Source organism: Thermonema rossianum DSM 10300, assembly GCF_000426825.1.
Lineage (GTDB): Bacteria > Bacteroidota > Bacteroidia > Cytophagales > Thermonemataceae > Thermonema > Thermonema rossianum.
In genome coordinates this window covers 246,372-263,391 of the sequence record NZ_AUGC01000001.1, presented here as the reverse complement: position 1 = coordinate 263,391, position 17,020 = coordinate 246,372, and the positions used below count along the sequence as shown (strand labels likewise).

At 48.4% G+C, this 17,020-nt stretch carries 20 protein-coding genes; 11 read left to right on the top strand and 9 right to left on the bottom strand.

Annotation, left to right across the window (positions count from 1 at the left end):
* Positions 1 to 30: 30 nt before the first annotated feature.
* Positions 31 to 1,560, bottom strand: coding sequence for an acetyl-CoA carboxylase biotin carboxylase subunit (gene accC / locus K384_RS01245; protein WP_157630002.1), 1,530 nt, complete (start codon positions 1,558 to 1,560; stop codon positions 31 to 33).
* A 148-nt stretch (positions 1,561 to 1,708) separates the two neighbouring features.
* Between accC and K384_RS01240 the strand changes: the two genes are divergently transcribed.
* From K384_RS01240 to K384_RS01230, 3 genes are read left to right on the top strand one after another with little or no spacing between them, the layout of a single operon-like run.
* Positions 1,709 to 2,806: a mannose-1-phosphate guanylyltransferase gene (locus K384_RS01240; protein ID WP_038028576.1), complete on the top strand. Its 1,098-nt coding sequence runs from the start codon at positions 1,709 to 1,711 to the stop codon at positions 2,804 to 2,806.
* A 58-nt stretch (positions 2,807 to 2,864) separates the two neighbouring features.
* Complete coding sequence (gene rlmN, locus K384_RS01235; RefSeq protein WP_038028575.1) at positions 2,865 to 3,923, top strand: 23S rRNA (adenine(2503)-C(2))-methyltransferase RlmN; 1,059 nt, start codon at positions 2,865 to 2,867, stop codon at positions 3,921 to 3,923.
* The gene (locus K384_RS01230; RefSeq protein ID WP_038028574.1) at positions 3,916 to 4,938 is read left to right on the top strand and encodes a radical SAM/SPASM domain-containing protein; all 1,023 of its coding nucleotides are present in this window, start codon (positions 3,916 to 3,918) and stop codon (positions 4,936 to 4,938) included. The genes rlmN and K384_RS01230 overlap by 8 nt, the downstream gene beginning before the upstream one ends.
* 14 nt (positions 4,939 to 4,952) lie before the next feature.
* Here the strand turns inward: K384_RS01230 and K384_RS01225 are convergent, their stop codons facing one another.
* The 3 genes from K384_RS01225 to K384_RS01215 form a co-directional block, all read right to left on the bottom strand.
* On the bottom strand, positions 4,953 to 5,474 hold the full coding sequence (locus tag K384_RS01225; protein ID WP_038028572.1) for a Rossmann-fold NAD(P)-binding domain-containing protein: 522 nt from the start codon (positions 5,472 to 5,474) through the stop codon (positions 4,953 to 4,955).
* Positions 5,435 to 5,776 carry a hypothetical protein gene (locus tag K384_RS01220; RefSeq protein ID WP_157630001.1) on the bottom strand — a complete coding sequence of 114 codons (342 nt, stop codon included), beginning with the start codon at positions 5,774 to 5,776 and terminating at the stop codon, positions 5,435 to 5,437. Before K384_RS01220 ends, K384_RS01225 begins: the two co-directional genes overlap by 40 nt.
* Before the next feature lie 109 nt (positions 5,777 to 5,885).
* Positions 5,886 to 6,800, bottom strand: a complete 915-nt coding sequence (locus K384_RS01215) for a glycosyltransferase family protein (RefSeq protein WP_038028566.1) — start codon at positions 6,798 to 6,800, stop codon at positions 5,886 to 5,888.
* A gap of 60 nt (positions 6,801 to 6,860) precedes the next feature.
* On the opposite strand from K384_RS01215, the gene rpmH reads away from it, so the two are divergent.
* Genes rpmH through K384_RS01200 form a run of 3 tightly spaced genes read left to right on the top strand, consistent with a single transcriptional unit; the run spans position 6,861 to position 9,146 of the window.
* Positions 6,861 to 7,031, top strand: coding sequence for a 50S ribosomal protein L34 (gene rpmH / locus K384_RS01210; protein ID WP_038028564.1), 171 nt, complete (start codon positions 6,861 to 6,863; stop codon positions 7,029 to 7,031).
* On the top strand, positions 7,031 to 7,432 hold the full coding sequence (locus tag K384_RS01205; protein WP_038028562.1) for a ribonuclease P protein component: 402 nt from the start codon (positions 7,031 to 7,033) through the stop codon (positions 7,430 to 7,432). Before rpmH ends, K384_RS01205 begins: the two co-directional genes overlap by 1 nt.
* A 49-nt stretch (positions 7,433 to 7,481) precedes the next feature.
* Positions 7,482 to 9,146 (top strand): S41 family peptidase, encoded by a 1,665-nt coding sequence (locus K384_RS01200; protein ID WP_051632996.1) that lies wholly within the window; start codon positions 7,482 to 7,484, stop codon positions 9,144 to 9,146.
* Here the strand turns inward: K384_RS01200 and K384_RS01195 are convergent.
* On the bottom strand, positions 9,138 to 9,824 hold the full coding sequence (locus tag K384_RS01195; protein WP_038028561.1) for a Crp/Fnr family transcriptional regulator: 687 nt from the start codon (positions 9,822 to 9,824) through the stop codon (positions 9,138 to 9,140). The genes K384_RS01200 and K384_RS01195 overlap by 9 nt on opposite strands.
* 60 nt (positions 9,825 to 9,884) lie before the next feature.
* Here K384_RS01195 and K384_RS01190 point away from each other — a divergent pair, with 60 nt between their 5' ends.
* The 5 genes from K384_RS01190 (at position 9,885) to K384_RS01170 (ending at position 12,743) form a co-directional block, all read left to right on the top strand.
* On the top strand, positions 9,885 to 10,289 hold the full coding sequence (locus K384_RS01190; RefSeq protein ID WP_038028560.1) for a hypothetical protein: 405 nt from the start codon (positions 9,885 to 9,887) through the stop codon (positions 10,287 to 10,289).
* Between the two features lie 93 nt (positions 10,290 to 10,382).
* Positions 10,383 to 10,727, top strand: coding sequence for a phage holin family protein (locus K384_RS01185; RefSeq protein ID WP_038028558.1), 345 nt, complete (start codon positions 10,383 to 10,385; stop codon positions 10,725 to 10,727).
* Positions 10,728 to 10,761: 34 nt separating this feature from the next.
* Positions 10,762 to 11,448, top strand: coding sequence for an RsmE family RNA methyltransferase (locus tag K384_RS01180; RefSeq protein WP_038028556.1), 687 nt, complete (start codon positions 10,762 to 10,764; stop codon positions 11,446 to 11,448).
* Positions 11,445 to 12,065: a hypothetical protein gene (locus tag K384_RS01175; RefSeq protein WP_051632995.1), complete on the top strand. Its 621-nt coding sequence runs from the start codon at positions 11,445 to 11,447 to the stop codon at positions 12,063 to 12,065. Before K384_RS01180 ends, K384_RS01175 begins: the two co-directional genes overlap by 4 nt.
* Positions 12,066 to 12,074: 9 nt before the next feature.
* Entirely contained in the window at positions 12,075 to 12,743 is a 669-nt protein-coding gene (locus tag K384_RS01170; RefSeq protein WP_038028555.1) for a DUF4159 domain-containing protein, read from the top strand.
* Here K384_RS01170 and hisIE read toward each other — a convergent pair.
* The 4 genes from hisIE to K384_RS01150 are packed head-to-tail and all read right to left on the bottom strand — an operon-like array spanning position 12,730 to position 16,945.
* Positions 12,730 to 13,371, bottom strand: coding sequence for a bifunctional phosphoribosyl-AMP cyclohydrolase/phosphoribosyl-ATP diphosphatase HisIE (hisIE, locus tag K384_RS01165; RefSeq protein ID WP_038028554.1), 642 nt, complete (start codon positions 13,369 to 13,371; stop codon positions 12,730 to 12,732). The two genes, K384_RS01170 and hisIE, sit on opposite strands and share 14 nt — an antisense overlap.
* A gap of 38 nt (positions 13,372 to 13,409) precedes the next feature.
* On the bottom strand, positions 13,410 to 13,793 hold the full coding sequence (locus K384_RS01160; RefSeq protein ID WP_038028553.1) for a RidA family protein: 384 nt from the start codon (positions 13,791 to 13,793) through the stop codon (positions 13,410 to 13,412).
* A 2-nt stretch (positions 13,794 to 13,795) separates the two neighbouring features.
* Positions 13,796 to 15,637, bottom strand: a complete 1,842-nt coding sequence (glmS, locus tag K384_RS01155; RefSeq protein WP_038028551.1) for a glutamine--fructose-6-phosphate transaminase (isomerizing) — start codon at positions 15,635 to 15,637, stop codon at positions 13,796 to 13,798.
* Positions 15,638 to 15,640: 3 nt separating this feature from the next.
* Positions 15,641 to 16,945, bottom strand: a complete 1,305-nt coding sequence (locus K384_RS01150) for a DUF4270 family protein (RefSeq protein ID WP_169737594.1) — start codon at positions 16,943 to 16,945, stop codon at positions 15,641 to 15,643.
* Positions 16,946 to 17,020 lie beyond the last annotated feature (75 nt).

Here is a 17,020-nt window from a genome sequence, read left to right as displayed (position 1 = left end):
GTTAGTTATAAGAATAGTGTAAACTCTTTGCTATGCATTCCGCCGGGCTATTTTCCAACTGCGCTTGACACCGCCATTGGGCGATATATTGCCTGCCGGCACTTGGCTTTGCTGCTTTTGTTCAGCCCACAGATGTGTTGCAAAAGCGGCAGCTGTTTGCAGTTCTTCTTCCGACAAGGCAGGATTGAGCACCTCCGGCGTGAAATATTTTTTCACGAAGTTGGTATCGAAGCTACCATCCACAAAAGACGGATGCCGCAAAGCAAAGGCGCAAAAGTCGAGCGTGGTGGCAATGCCCGTAATTGTATATTCACTGATGGCGCGTAACATGCGCGCAATGGCTTCCTCTCTGTTTTTGGCATGCACTATCAGTTTTGCAATCATGGGGTCGTAATAAATGGGAATTTGCATGCCTGCTTCAAAGGCGTCATCTACACGCACGCCGGGGCCCTGCGGGCGCTCATAACTCAACAGCTTACCTACGTTGGGCAAAAAGTTATTGCGTGGGTCTTCGGCATACACGCGCACCTCAATGGCATGCCCATTGATTGCCAGCTCGTCTTGTGTAAAACTCAAAGGATACCCTTCTGCAATTCTGATTTGCTCTTTCACCAAATCCACGCCTGTAATCATTTCAGTAACCGGGTGTTCTACCTGCAGGCGTGTGTTCATTTCCAGGAAATAAAAATTACGCTGCTCATCTACAATAAACTCCACCGTGCCGGCATTGTAATAACCACAGGCTTTGGCAACACGCACGGCGGCCTCTCCCATGGCACGCCGCATGGCTTCATCCACCACTGCCGAAGGCGCCTCTTCTATCACCTTCTGATGGCGACGCTGCACCGAACATTCCCGCTCAAACAAATACACCATGTTGCCATGGCGATCACCTAAAACCTGTATTTCAATGTGTTTGGGCGAGCCAATGTATTTTTCAATGAATACCGCACCATCGCCAAAGGCAGAGACCGCCTCGCTGACTGCCCGCTCCATTTGCTCGGCAAAGTCCTCCTCTTTTTCCACCACACGCATTCCTTTGCCTCCACCGCCGGCGCTTGCCTTGATAAGCACGGGATATCCAATCTCACGGGCAATGCGTTTGCCCTGCTCTACGTCGGTAAGGGCTTCGGCCGTACCGGGCACCAATGGCACACCATGCTTTTGCGCAGCCTCTTTAGCTGCCAGCTTGCTGCCCATCAGCTCGATGCTTTCGGGCGATGGTCCAATGAAAATAAGGCCGGCCTCTTCTACGGCACGCGCAAAGCGGGCATTTTCCGACAAGAAACCATAGCCCGGATGCACTGCATCGGCACCGGTTTGGCGGCAGGCCTCCAAGATGCGGTCAATACGCAAATAGGACTCCGACGATGGCGGCGGGCCCACGCATACCGCCTCATCGGCATAGCGCACGTGCAAAGCTTCGCGGTCGGCTTCGCTGTAAATGGCCACCGTGCGGATGCCCATTTCTTTTGCCGAGCGCATGATGCGCAAGGCTATCTCGCCACGGTTGGCAACCAATATTTTACGGATTTTTCGATTCGAAACACTCATCATCATTGCAGCTTATGTTCATTCAAGTATATTGCTTCTAAGCAAAGAAAAGAAAAATTTCAAAAATCACTTTGCCGCCAAAGGAAAGCCTCTTGCCAAAATCACTTATTTTAAAGAAGTCAGTATCTTTGTTTCCCAGCAATGACCCCAACTTATGAGCAATAATTCTTTTTATACCATCATCATGGCCGGCGGCGTAGGTTCCCGCTTTTGGCCCATCAGCCGCGAGCACTCTCCCAAACAATTTCATGATATTTTAGGCAGGGGCAAAAGCATGATTCAAGAGACCGTAGAGCGCTTCGAAGGCATCTGCCCACCGGAAAATATTTATGTAGTTACCCACAAAAAATATGTAGGTAAAGTCAAGGAACACTTGCCCTTTCTTTCCGATGAACAGATATTGGCAGAGCCCAGCCGTCGCAATACAGCCCCCTGCATTGCCTATGCTTGCTACAAGATAGCACAAAAAGACCCGGATGCCGTGACCGTCATTACGCCGGCCGACCATGTCATTCAGGACGTAGAGCGCTTCAGAAAAGCCATACGCACGGCAGTCAAGCATGCACACAAAAAAGAAATCTTGGTTACCCTGGGCATCAAGCCCAACCGCCCGGATACCGGCTACGGCTATATTCAGTATCGGCAAGGCAGCAAGCTTTTTCAAAAGTTCAAGCCTTACCCTCTGCTACCTGTCAAAACCTTTACCGAAAAGCCCAATCTCGAACTGGCAAAGAAGTTCATAGAAAGTGGTGACTTTGTATGGAATGCCGGCATTTTTATCTGGCATGTGGAAACCATCAAAAAAGCATTTCAGCGCTACGCGCCCGAAATGGCGGAAGTGTTTGAAGAAATAGAAGAGCAGTTTTTTACCGAAACAGAAGCCGAAGCCATTCATCAGGCTTATCCGCTTTGCAAAAAAATATCCATTGATTATGCCATCATGGAAAAAGCCGACAACGTGTATGTCATTCCTGTTGACTGCGGATGGTCTGATTTAGGCACCTGGAAATCGCTCTATGAGCTGGCACCAAAAGACGATAACCAAAATGTCATACAAGGCACCGTGCTTGCCTATGACAGTCAAAAATGCATTGTAAAGACGCCCAAAGAGCAGCTGGTAGTGATTCAAGGGCTGGAAGGCTTCATCGTAGCCGAACACGAAGGTGTGCTGCTCATTTGCCGGCAAGACCAAGAGCAACGTGTGAAAGAGTTCGTGGCAGAAGCCAAAAAGATAGACAAACGCTTTACTTGAAAAAGAACTACTTTTGTAACCAATTGGTTTACAATAAGAATTACAGAAGGGAAGACGCATGCAAGCAAGTAAGAAAGATATACGCACCATCAAACAAGAAGAGTTGGAAAGATGGCTGAAAGAAGCAGGACAGCCTGCCTTTCGCGCCAAGCAAATAGGGCAATGGTTATGGCAAAAAGAATGCCGCCGCTTTGAAGACATGACCAACCTGCCCAAAGCCTTACGCGAAACCCTCGCCCAACACTTCGACATACGTCCCATACAGCTAAGCCGTGCCCAAAAAAGTGCCGATGGCACCATTAAGTGCACTTTCCGCTTACATGACGGGCACCTCATCGAAAGTGTGCTTATTCCTACCGACACACGCATGACGGCTTGCGTGTCATCGCAGGTAGGTTGCTCTCTTACCTGCAAATTTTGCGCTACAGGCTACATGAAGCGCGAGCGCAACCTCACTGCCGCCGAAATATACGATCAGGTCATCGAAGTCAACCGCTTAGCCATAGAGCATTATGGCAAGCCACTGACCAATATCGTGTATATGGGCATGGGCGAGCCGCTGCTCAACTATGCCGAAGTGATGCGTTCTACAGAGCTTATCAGCGCTCCCGATGGCTGGAACTTCTCTGCCAAGCGCATCACCGTTTCCACGGCCGGCATTGCCAAAATGATAAAACGCCTGGGCGATGAGCAGCGCAAATTCAATCTGGCGCTGTCGCTTCATGCCGCAGACGACCCCAAGCGAAGCCAAATCATGCCCATCAACGAGCAGAACTCCCTGGAAGCCCTCATCGAAGCCCTGCAGTATTACTACCATCAAACCAAACAAATCGTAACCTTCGAGTATATTGTCTTCCGTGACTTTAACGACTCACTCGCCGATGCCCGTAAGCTGCTGAAGATAGTACGCAAAGTGCCTTCCAAAGTCAACATCATCGAGTACAACCCCATAGACAAAGCGCAGTTTCAAAATACCACACCCGAACGCCTCGACGCTTTTGCCCACTTCCTCGAAGCGCAAGGCGTAGTGGTCAAAGTACGGCGTAGCCGCGGCAAAGACATAGATGCAGCCTGCGGCCAGTTAGCAACCAAAGAGAACGAACAAGCACATGCGTAAACGGCTGGCTTGGTATGTGCACTGCATGCGCAAACTTACCGCCCGGCGGCTGCTGAATTTTTTTCAACTGTGGTTAAGCTTTCATCTGTCGAAAGCGCTCCGGCGTCCGCTGGTATGGGGCGCACCCGCTGCCATAGCCGTAGAGCCCACCACGGCCTGCAATTTGCGCTGCCCCGAATGCCCCAGTGGTCTGCGCCGCTTCAGCCGCCCTACCGGCAAGCTCTCCTTCGAGCTTTATCGTCGCATGATAGACGAGGTGGCTCCAAAGGCTTTATACCTTACCCTTTATTTCCAGGGCGAGCCTTATTTGCATCCTCAATTCTTTGAGTTGGTCAATTATGCCCACCGGAAGGGGCTCTTCACCATCACCTCTACCAATGGACATTTTCTGGATGCTGAGCGGGCACGCCATACCGTGGAATCCGGCTTGGACCGCCTCATTGTCTCTATTGATGGTGTGACACAACAAAGCTATGCGGCTTACCGCAAAGAAGGGCAACTTCAAAAAGTGCTCGAAGGCATACGGGAAATAGTGGCTTGGAAAAAGAAGCTTCGCAGCCTCACGCCCGAGGTCGTTTTACAGTTTTTGGTCGTACGACCCAATGAGCATGAAATACCGGCCATTCGCCAGCTGGCAAAAGAGCTGGGGGCTGACCGCCTGGTATTAAAAACTGCTCAAATCTATGACTTCGAAGATGGCTCCCCCCTCATTCCTACCATTGAGCGCTACAGCCGGTACCGCCAACTGCCCAATGGAAAATATGCCATAAAAAACTCTTTAAAAAATCAGTGTTGGCGCATGTGGAATGGCTTTGTGATGACTTGGGACGGGCGCCTGGTCCCCTGCTGCTTCGATAAAGATGCACAGCACCAAATGGGACAATTTCCACAACAAAGCATCGCCGCCATTTGGCAATCGCCGCCTTACCGGCAATTCAGACAACAGCTGTTACACGCCCGGAAAAATATTGACATTTGCCGCAACTGCAGCGAAGGGCTGAAAGTGTGGTCTTGATGCCGGCGACGGTGTCAGGCCGATTGTGCCCAAGTATCATCCTCCGACAACGCACACCCTTTCTTACGTATTCTGTCTATTGATAAAAATGCCCAACGGCGAAAACGAAGCACTTCTTCTTTGTGCCACCATAGGCTCAGCTGCTCAAGAAAACCAATGCTGCCGGTGCTGTGCTGTTTCCAATAGGCGTGAATGGCATCCCAAGTATCCAAAGAAGGACTTGCTACATTAAAAATGCCACTGATGTCTGTGCGCTCTACCACAAACTGCATGGCTTTGCAATAATCATGGGGCAGCAAAGTAGCCATCGGGGGGCGTTCATGCAGCTGTTTACAAGCCGACGGCACCCAACGCCACCAACGGGCCTGCTCATGCAGCAACAAGCCCAAGCGCAAAGCCACTTTACGAACCTTAGGCACATAAGCTTTATGAAACAGGCGCTCTATCTGAAGCAGGACTTGCGAAATGGCATGCCCGCCGGCCGGGCTGTCTTCACTCACCGGCAAAGACGAACGCTCATACAAGGCTGCATCCATGAAGAAGGGCGTGCCTCTTTTTCATTAAGCAAGTCTTCGAGATACTCGCCTACGGAACGATAATAAAGATATAGTTCTTGACTTTTGGCACCCGGTTCAAGGGCTATAGTAGAAATATCCCACACCACTACGTCTGCCTTGCGAAGCAGCCCGTCGCGGGTAAGGTCGCCCCATGCCCATTGAGATTCGTCATGTTGCAGGGCAATAAAAGAAACCTGCCATCCCAAAGCATTCAATAAATCGGCATAGGTGCGCTGTGTGGACAAAACCACACAACGTAAAGAAGAATGAAATGTTTTCATAAAGCTGCTGTTATAACATAAAGCCCTCAACAAAAATAACAGGCATTCAGTGTTATAACAGCAAATATTATGCTTTAAAAATGCTTGTGTAATATTCGTTAAAAAAATACTACAAGGCTGCCAATCGTTTTTTTACGTAACTTCTTCGTACCCCTCTGACCATAGCTTCCCGGGCGAGCTGCGCGCAAAAATTCTTTAAGATTTTTACTACAAAATCGGGTGCTAAGTCCCTGTAATGTGGCAAAGAGAAGTCCGGAGCTACACGCCCAAATTCACGGATAAAATAGGCCGCTTCGTAGTAACGGAACATGCTGGCAAGTGTATGGAAAAAGGTATCGCGCTCTATCTGTTCTTGCTGGTGCTCACTTGCTGCGTCCGGTTCTTTGGTTTCCAACACCACATCTGTCAGCTTGGCAATGGCTTTGCCTTCGGTTACACACAACAAGCGCACCCACCACTCCTGCAGCCCCCATAGTGGCAGGCGCTCGTCGATATACCCCACCCAGTCAAGCGTTTCTCTTCGAAAAAAACACTCACCCACTGCCATATAGGCACGGGCAATGGAGTCTGTTATGTCATTCACATCAAAATAAGTACGGTGCAGCTCCCCCCTTGCTGTCTTGGTTTTACCAATGGCACACAGCATGGTGCCTTTTTGCAGCTGATTCGATATTTTGTAAAGACTATAAGGCGCCAATTCCGCTCCCTTGGACAAAAAACCAATCACCTCACCGACCGATTGCTCCAGAGCCAGGTTCAAGTAATGCACCGGGGCAGTAGTGCCAATGACCTTTACCTTCAAGGAAGGCGCCATGTAATTGGGCTTTTCGCTGCTAATGACTTCCACATGGGGATATTGCTGCCGGACGATGCTCTGCATACACGCCTCGGCATCCCCTTCCCCCGGTGGGATGATAAAGGTAAAACGCAAGTCAGAAGTTTGTTCGGAAGAAACGCTCATATGGTCTTTTAACGCAACAGGGTCAAAGGGGTTGTCTTTCAATTTCTCACAAAAGTTTGGCATTCACAAAAAAACTCTTAAATTTGCAGGCTCAAAGCTAAGAATTGAAAACGATAAATTCCAATGAAGCGTACATATCAACCATCTCGCAGAAAGCGCCGCAACACACACGGGTTCCGTGCACGTATGAAAACTAAAAATGGGCGCAAAGTGTTGGCTCGTCGTCGTGCCAAGGGTAGAAAAAAACTGACCGTATCGGACGAATACCGTCATAAGCTGCGTGTAAACGCTTAATGAGCAAGCGGGCAGTGCTTGACAAAAGCCAAAAACTACCCAAGTCCGAACGACTATCCAACCGAAAAATCATTCAGGAACTATTCGATAGCAATAGTTCCTCTTTTTTCTTTTATCCGTTTAAGTTTTTTTTTCTTGTGGATGAAGGCAACATGCTGCCTCATTATCCACAGGTGCTTTTTATTGTCCCCAAAAAACGCTTCCGGCGTGCCCACGACCGCCACTATCTACGGCGACGCATGAAAGAAGCCTATCGTTTGCATAAATACGACTTCTTCCATGATTTGCTGCCCCCATGGCGTGCCTTGGCCATTGTGTATGTAGGCAAAACCCTCATGGATTTTCACCAAATAGAAGAAGCCCTCTGCAAGGCATTTGCAAGATTCAAACAGAGTCTGTAAATTCAAAAGATAGAGCACTTGCTTGCTCCCGATAAAAAGAAAATGCCCTATGAACTTTATGCGTTCTACCATGCATGCAGGCCTGTTGTGCTTGCTTTCGTTGCTTTTGGCTCTGCACGGCACTGCCACAGCTCAACAAAAAGACAACGCTTTCGAGATAGCCAAGAACTTAGACATTTTTGCCACCTTATTCAAAGAGTTAAACACCTACTATGTAGATGACATAAACGCCAACCGCCTCATGCAGAAGGCCATCGATGCCATGTTGAGCGACCTGGACCCTTACACCAACTACATATCGGAAGACCGCATTGAAGACTATCGTACCATGACCACAGGGCGCTATGCGGGCATTGGTGCCACCATACGCACCCAAGAAGGCAAGTGTGTGATAGTCCTTCCTTATGAAGGCTCTCCGGCGCAAAGAGCCGGCCTTAAAATAGGTGACCAAATTACAAGCATCAACGGCGTGAGCACTGCCGGAAAAAGCAGCGATGAAATATCGACTTTGCTCAAAGGGCAAAGCGGCACACCCGTAGAAATAGAAATACTGCGCCCTACTACCGGCGAAAGAAAAACCTTTTCTATCAAAAGAGAAGAAATACACATCAGCAATGTGCCTTATTTTGGCATGCTCAATGAGCAGGTAGGCTATATTCAGCTGTCGGACTTCACCATGGGCGCCTCCGAAGAAGTGCGTGCTGCCATGGACTCCCTCAAGAGAGCCGGCGCCCAAGCTTTCATTATTGACCTGCGCAATAACCCCGGGGGCTTGTTGAGCGAAGCCATCAACATCGTCAATTTGTTTGTTCCAAAAAATGAGCTCGTTGTTTCCACCAAAGGAAAAATCAGTGAGTGGAATAAAGAGTACTACACCCTCAATGCCCCTTATGACCTTGAAAGCCCCTTGGTGGTGTTGGTCAACAACCGCAGTGCTTCGGCTTCTGAGATTGTAGCCGGCGCTTTGCAAGACTACGACCGCGCCATTTTGATAGGGCAACGCACCTTTGGAAAAGGGCTTGTGCAAGTGACCCGTCCACTCTCCTACAACGCACAGCTCAAAGTAACCATTGCCAAATACTATATTCCAAGCGGGCGCTGCATTCAAGCCATCGACTATTCAGTGCACAACGCAGACGGCAGCCTTTACCGCATTCCCGATTCGCTGCGCCGCAGCTTCAAGACCCGTGCAGGACGCATGGTTTTCGACGGTGCCGGCTTAGAGCCCGACATCGTCGTTCCGGCAGACAGCCTGCCTGAAATATGCAACTATCTTCTTCAAAACTATTATATCTTCAATTATGGCGTAGATTACGCTGCCCGCCATACACTCGGAAAAGAAATAACACTTCCACCCGAAGTGTTGGAAGACTTTATTCAATGGCTCGATAAGCAGAATTTTCATTATGCCACCTCGCATGAAGAGTATGTTTCGGTGCTGGAGCAACAACTAAAAGAAACCCCCGACCTCTATGCCTCGGTGGCAGAAGACCTCAGCCGGCTGAAAAAGAAGCTAAAAACAGACCACCGGCAGCTTATTCGCCAACATAAAACGTGTGTGTTGGAGCTAATAGAAGACGAGCTCTATAAGCACGTGTATTTTGAAAAAGCCGAAGCGCTGGCTTCCTTCGATACCGACCGCGAAATACAAAAAGCCATCGAGCTACTGCGCGATGAGCAAAAATACAGTTTCATTTTAGGGCGCTCAGACTGATGCAGAGCGCAGTGCTTCCAAGGGCAATATATAGCGGCGGCGCTCTGCTTTCAGCTTACCCTCATCCTGAAGCTCATTGAGCAAGGTGGTCACGGTTTGCCTTGAACTGCCGATAAGCTTGGCTATGTCTTTGTGTGTCAGACGGCTGTTGACATGCACCTCATTTCCCTTTACTACCCCTTCTTCTTGTGCAAGGTCGCACAAGAATTCATACAGGCGTGTTTTGACATCTTTGAACAAAAGCAGCTCCAGTCTGCGTTCTAAGCGCTTGAATCGCAAGTTGATAAGCTTGTGAATATAAAGGCTCAGGGCTTGATTGTCGCGCATCATTTCCTGAAGGTCTTCCAGGTGCATGCGGCAAATAGTCGTGGGCTCAATGGCCTGTGCGAAGTCCGTGCGCTGCCCTTCGCCCAAAATAGACTGCTCGCCAAAGATTTCGCCTTTACCCAAAATAGCCTTTACAAACTCTTCGCCTTGCTCGTTGTAGGAAAAAATCTTCACCCTGCCCGAAGCTATCAAATAAATCTTGTCAGAAGGATCCTCTTCAAAATAAATGAATTCGTCTTTTTGATACTCCAAAAAGACATGCCGCTCTCCCAGATGCTTGGACTTATGCGGGCAAAACAAATTGAAAAGGTTGGTTTCTTCAAAATACCATATGCGGCTTCCTTCTGCCATCGTTTCTTTTGTTTTTTCGTATATCATTTAAAACGTCAAACTCAAAAAAAAAGATTCAGTATGAAAATGGTGCTTATTCAACTGCTGTTGGTGGCTATATGCTGGGCTTTCTTTCCGGGCTTTACGTTCGATACGCTATCTACTGCCCTACTCTCGGCTTTGCTCGTGGTGGCAGGCTATCATTCGACCCGCTCGCTCATGTTTCTGCTGCTGTTTCCAATCAGCCTGCCACTGCTGTATATCAATATCAAAGGTGCCCGCGGCTTCCTGCCCATTGCCGGTCTATGGCTGTGGATTGCCGCTGCACATTTCGTATGGCTGTGGATTGTTCAAAAGCTGTTTTCCGGCTTCCGGATTACGCCAATATGGTACGCAGGCATTGCCGCAGCGCTGATTGCTGCCGTTTATGTAGGGATCATGCAGTGGATGGCACCTCCTAAGCATCGCACCTTCTTAAAGCTTTAAAAATGCTTTGATGAACCTAAAACACCATATTGTTTTTTTTCATACATTTATGAACAAGCATTCAAGATGTTTCACTTTTAAACCGACAAGCTCATGAAACTAATCGGCAAACTGCTTATTTACGGTTTAGCTATTGTGCTTTCAGCTAAAATTTATCCCAAAGTGCAGGTAGATGGCTACGGCACTGCCATTATTGCCGCCATTTTACTGGCTATTGCCTCTGTCACCATCAAGCCTATTCTTACCTTCCTTACCTTACCGGTTACCGTCTTCACCTTAGGCTTGTTCCTCATCGTTATCAATGCCGTCATTTTGCTGATGGTATCTGCCCTGCTCGATGGCTTTCAGATAGGCGGCTTCTGGAATGCCGTTCTTTACAGCATATTGCTGGCGATAGTACACGCCATTCTCGAGTGGCTTTTTGAAGCACTTTTTTAGTTTGTAACTTTGCCTTTGTTAACGGGCAACGGTTATGCATCTGTTTTATTTGGAAGAAGGACAACTCAGCCGGGACGAGTGGCAGCACCTGCGTGCGGTGCGTCTTCGCCCCGGTGATTTTTTTTACTTGACCGACGGCCAAGGCTATAAAGCCCGCGCCGAACTGCTTCACATAGATAAAAAAGGGGAAGGCAGCTACCGCATCGTTCATGAAGAGCAAGTGCCGGCGCCTTCTTATACCATTCATCTGCTGGTGGCGCCCACCAAAAACCACGACCGCATGGAATGGTTGGTCGAAAAAGCCACGGAAATAGGTGTCAGCAGCATCACCCCTTTGCTTTGTCATTATTCGGAACGCAGCAAAGTACGCACCGACCGCCTGGAACGTTTGGCTGTTCAAGCCATGAAACAATCACTTAAGTTTTATAAGCCGGTCATTCATGAACCTATCGACTTTACCGAAGCTGTCCGGCGCCCGCCTATGGGCCAACGCTTCATTGCTCACCTGCAAGATGAACATACCCCCTTGCTCTTGCATAGCATACGCAAAGGGCAAAGCTATGAAGTGTTTATAGGTCCTGAAGGCGATTTTTCGAAAGAAGAAATAAAAGAAGCCCTTGAAAACCATAGTTTGGCAGTATCTTTGGGGGAAAGTAGATTAAGAACTGAAACAGCCGGCATTGCTGCCTGTCTCATTATTCAAATCGCCCAACAACTATGAGCATCTCACAGGTTCTTTTTCTACCTTTTTTAGGTGAACATACGCTCCACCCACACAACAGAGTAGAAGAAGCTTTGATGAATCGGCCCGAGTGGCAAAAAGGCTTGTATTTTGGGCGCCCCCGCAGCGGACACCCCGAAGGCATGGTGTTGTATCATGTGCAAGAAGTGCTTTACAATATTTCACTTATCGACCCTTTCATCAACGATGAAACACACGACAAGCTTCGTTTCATTGCTTTGATACATGACAATTTTAAATACGAAGCACTATACAGAACGGGGCAAACGATTCCCCCTCAGCGCCATCATGCCTACCTGGCAAGGCAATTTGCTGCCCGTTTTACCGACGACATACAGCTGCTCAACATTATTGAATGGCACGACAATGCCTATCATATCTGGCGCAAAGGCAAGCAGAGCAGTGACTGGCAAACAGCCGAAAGAGAGCTACATGCCCTCGCAGAAGCACTGGGCGAAGCGCTGCAGCTGTTCTATCTCTTTTTTAAATGCGATACCCGCACCGGTGATAAAATTCAGCAGCCTCTTCAGTGGTTTGAGTCGTGTTTGCGGCATCGAATTCATTTTGTACCTTTAAAAGAACATTGGACCATCTGAAAATAAGAGATGCTGTTTTGCCGTATTCTTTGCTTTACCGTAGGGCTGTTATTTACGTCTTTTTCAGTGCAAGCCCAAGAGCCTACCATACGTATTGCCAAGTTGAAATACAACGGTGGTGGTGATTGGTATGCCAACAAAACAGCTTTACCCAACCTGATTGCTTTCTGCAAAGAGCATTTAGCACTGCCACTGGCTGACGAAGAAGACATTGTGGAAGTGGGCAGCCCCGATATTTTTCAATACCCCTTTGTGTACATGACGGGGCATGGTCATGTGTCCTTTACGGCGCAAGAAGCCCAAAATCTGCGCAATTACTTAATTGCCGGCGGTTTTCTGCATATAGACGACAACTACGGCTTGTATGAGCATGCCATCCGGGAAATGAAAAAGGTCTTCCCCGAGCTCGATTTTGTCGAGCTCCCTTTCAGTCATCCTATTTACCACATGAAATACGACTTTCCCAAAGGCTTGCCCAAAATACATGAGCACGACGGCAAACCACCTCAAGGCTTTGCACTCATTTATGAAGGCAGAGTCGTATGCTTTTTTTCGTATGAATCGGACTTGGGCAACGGCTGGGAAGACCAAAGCATTTACAATGACCCCGAGGAGCTGCGCCAACAGGCATTACGCATGGGCGCCAACCTGTTGTTGTATGCTTTTACTTACCCTTAGCCAGATGGCGCTGCCGCAACACCTCAGCCACAGCATCAAAAGAAGTGTCACAAGCCTCGAGCAAAACCAACAAGTGATACATCAGGTCGGCCGCTTCTTCATGCAGGCGGGGCAAGTCTTGCTTCATTGCCTCGATGACCGTTTCCACAGCTTCTTCGCCTACTTTTTGAGCAATTTTGGGAATGCCCTTTTCAAACAGACGGCTTGTATAAGCGCCTTCTTTGGGGGCCACTTTACGCTCATGAATCAACTGCGCCAACTCATGAAGAAAAAGAAAGCCACCGGGAACATTGTTTTCGAAGAAGCAAGTATCTTCGCCGGTATGGCACACCGGACCTGCCGGCTCTACCAACAACAACAGGGCATCTGCATCGCAATCTAAGCGTGCTTCACGCAGGTGCAAGTAATGCCCGGATGTCTCGCCTTTAGTCCACAAACGTTGTTTGCTGCGGCTGAAAAAAGTGACTTTGGCAGTTTCTATCGTCTTTTGCCATGCCTCACGGCTCATATAGCCGAGCATCAACACTTTGCGCGTGCGAACATCTTGCACTATTGCCGGCACCAGGCCGTCGGGATATTTGTCAAATTGAATGTTTTCTGCCTGAAAAAGAATTTGAGCAGTTTGCATAGCCGGTTGGTTTCAAAAAAAGCAGTAAAGCGTTTTTACTAAGCCTTCACTGCAATACACGATATTTCCACATTTACATTTTTGGGCAGACAGCTGACTTCCACGGTTTCGCGTGCGGGAGGCACCATGCCTTCGAAGTAGCGCCCATATACTTGGTTGATACGCTGAAAATCCTGCATGTTATTAAGAAAGATGGTGCACTTCACCACATGAGAAAAGTCCATGCCTGCTGCTGCCAAAATAGCCCTTATATTCTCCATGACCCGCGTGGCTTCTTCTTCCAAGTTGGAAGTAAGTAAGTCGCCGGTTTCCGGGTCTATGGCTATCTGCCCGGATACGTAAAGTGTATTGCCCGCCAATACAGCTTGACTGTAAGGGCCTATGGGGGCGGGGGCTTGTTTGCTTTCTATTGCTTTTTTCATATTTACTCAACAGTTACCGATTTAGCCAAGTTGCGGGGTTGGTCCACATCGCAGCCACGTAACACGGCAATATGGTATGCCAGCAGCTGCAAAGGAAGCACAGAAAGAATAGGTGATAAAATCTCTTCGGTTTTGGGGATTTCAATCACAAATTCCGCCATATTTTTTACCACCTCATCGCCTTCGTTCACAATAGCAATCACACGTCCATTGCGCGCTTTCACTTCTTGAATATTGGAAATCACCTTTTCATAGGAGCTGTCTTGCAGGGCAATGAAAACCACGGGCATTTCTTTGTCAATCAAAGCAATGGGCCCATGCTTCATTTCGGCTGCCGGATACCCTTCGGCATGAATGTAGGAAATCTCTTTCAACTTAAGAGCCCCTTCCAAAGCCACGGGGAAATTACACCCACGCCCCAGATAAAGGAAGTTGCGGGCATCTTTGAACAAGGCGGCAATTTGTTTAATAGGCTCATGCACCCGCTCGAGCGTTTCTTCTACTTTCTTCGGCAGCGTTTCCAAGCCCACCAATAGCTGACGGAAGCGGGCCTCTGAAATGGTTCCCTTTTTATGGGCTGTAAACAGCGCCATCATGGTCAAGACAGTAAGCTGTGCCGTAAAGGCTTTGGTGCTGGCAACCCCAATTTCCGGCCCGGCGTGGGTATAGGCACCGGCATGGGTCATGCGGGCAATGGTAGAGCCCACCACATTACAAACACCTAAAATAAGAGCACCTTTTGCTTTGGCTATCTGAATAGCCGCAATGGTGTCGGCAGTTTCGCCGGACTGAGAGATAGCAATAACTATATCATTTTCACGAATGATGGGGTTGCGATAACGAAACTCTGAAGCGTATTCAACCTCTACGGGAATACGTGCCAGCTCTTCAAAAATATACTCTGCCACCAAGCCGGCATGCCATGAAGTGCCACAAGCCACCATAATGATACGGTCGGCATTGGCCAAGCGGTTTTGATATTCAATGAGCCCCCCCAAAGTAAGCCGTCCGGTAGAAGCATCCAAGCGGCCGCGCATGCTGTCATAGATAGAGCGCGGTTGCTCAAAAATTTCCTTCAGCATAAAATGCGGATAGCCCCCTTTCTCGATGGCTTCCAGCTCAATGTCCAGCTGTTCGATGTAGGGGGTGGTAGGCACATCCTGCAGGGTGCGGATATCCAAGCTATGATCCGTAATGACGGCATATTCGTCGTCATTCAAAAAGATTACTTTATTGGTGTACTCAATAATTGGCGCGGCATCGGATGCTACAAAATATTCGCCATCGCCTACGCCTATTACCATGGGGCTGCTGCGGCGTGCCGCTATCAGCTTACGCTCGTCATCTTGCGACAATACCACGATGGCAAACGCCCCGACTACCTTGTTCAAAGCCAAACGTACGGCTTCTTCCAGCGAGCAGTTTTCTTGCTTTTTAATTTCTTCTATAAAATGAATCAGTACTTCCGTGTCGGTATCAGATTGAAATACATGTCCTTTATTTTCGAGCTCTTGGCGCAGCGTAGCATAGTTTTCAATGATACCGTTATGGATAATAGCCATCTTGCCATCGCCTGATACATGGGGATGTGCATTGCTGTCGGTAGGTTCACCGTGAGTTGCCCAGCGTGTATGCCCAATGCCTATGTGGCTGTGCAAGTCGTCAACATTGGCAAGTAGCTTTTCCAGCTCTTCAACTTTGCCTTTTTTCTTATACACTTTCAAGCCGCCATTGAGCAGCGCAACTCCCGCGCTGTCATATCCTCTGTACTCCAGACGCTTGAGTCCTTTTATGATGACAGGGTATGCTTCTCTATGACCAATATAAGCGACAATTCCACACATAAACTACTCGTTTTGAATGATTGAATAAAAGAGTCTTAAATGTAAACGTTTTTGCGGGTGCAAATGTCCACCAATAATGATGCGATTTACTTCATTATTGAGTGTAGAGGGTGCAATCAGCAATCCGTAATTGTCTTTTTTGGCATTGCCCTGATAGCGTGCGCTCAGGCCATTCATCACATACTGCGTATAACTCGTGATATTGGCGTTATAGGAGCGCGTCAGAGGGTCGTAGTACACAAGCATATCTTGACTAACACCCAAAGGATCGAAGCCTTCGGTTTGCACCTTGCGGTAAGTAGTATCTTCCCATACGATGGTGGAGCCGGAAACACTGCGTGTAACAGGTATTTTCACCGGCTTACCTTCAGCATCAAGCTCTATGAAATGGAAAGTGGCGGGCAGGGAATAAAAAGGATTTTCCACATCTACGATGGGCGAAAAAAGCAGATAAGCTTGATTGATGGCAATCAAACCCAACTTGTGAAACTCTGCCAAGTAGGGGAACTCTATTTTTGTGCCCACGCCCAGAAGCCCCTGCATATAAGCGGCATTGCCCAAAGATGTTTCAGGCACAGGCTCATAAAGCCCCACACCGGCCAAGGCGGTACCGCTGCGGTCTGCTGTCACTTGGTTGAATCGCACGGCTTTCGGGGCAGTCTCACCGGTGGTGATGCTTGCCGGACGCACGCCTATGTAATAATACTGTGTGTCACCATTATCGTCGAGGTATTCGAGGCGTAAAAAAGAAAGCAATGCCGATGAAGCAGAAAAACCCAAGATAGCGGCATCGTCGCCGGCATCGGGCACAAGCGCCAAACCGTTGAGCACGCCGTCCAGCTGCTCTTGGGTCAAAGAGTCGGTGCTTTGCAACAGGCTTACAATCTCGTCGCGAAAACTGTCAGACAGGTCTATTTCCACTACTCTGCCAAAAATATCTTTAGCGGCAAAAGTCTTGCTTCCCAAAGGCGTGGGGTCTATGGCTTTGGACTCAAACGAATAATAGCGCCCGTCTTTTACGATAGGTTCTGCCACTTTGTGCACATAGACCGTTTGCGAGCGGGTAGTATCACCATAAGCATACTGCTTATACAACACCATGGTCAGCTTTTGAAACTGCGGATTGCTGCCAAAGTCATGTGCAACCGGCCGTGGCGACAGGGCAAAGAAAGACTTGGCGGTTATTTTGCCAAAGTAGGGGTCGTTGTACTGCCCCACTAAAAGGTAAGCCCCATTGCTGGTTTGCACAGAGTCGATAAGTACGGTGCTGGTCTTTACCGTCACGGTATCAGTAAAGACAACCGCCATATTGCGGGGCGGTTGTCCTACTTCTATGTTGTCTTGACAAGAAAAAAGAAGATGGCTAAAAAGAAGTGCAAAAAA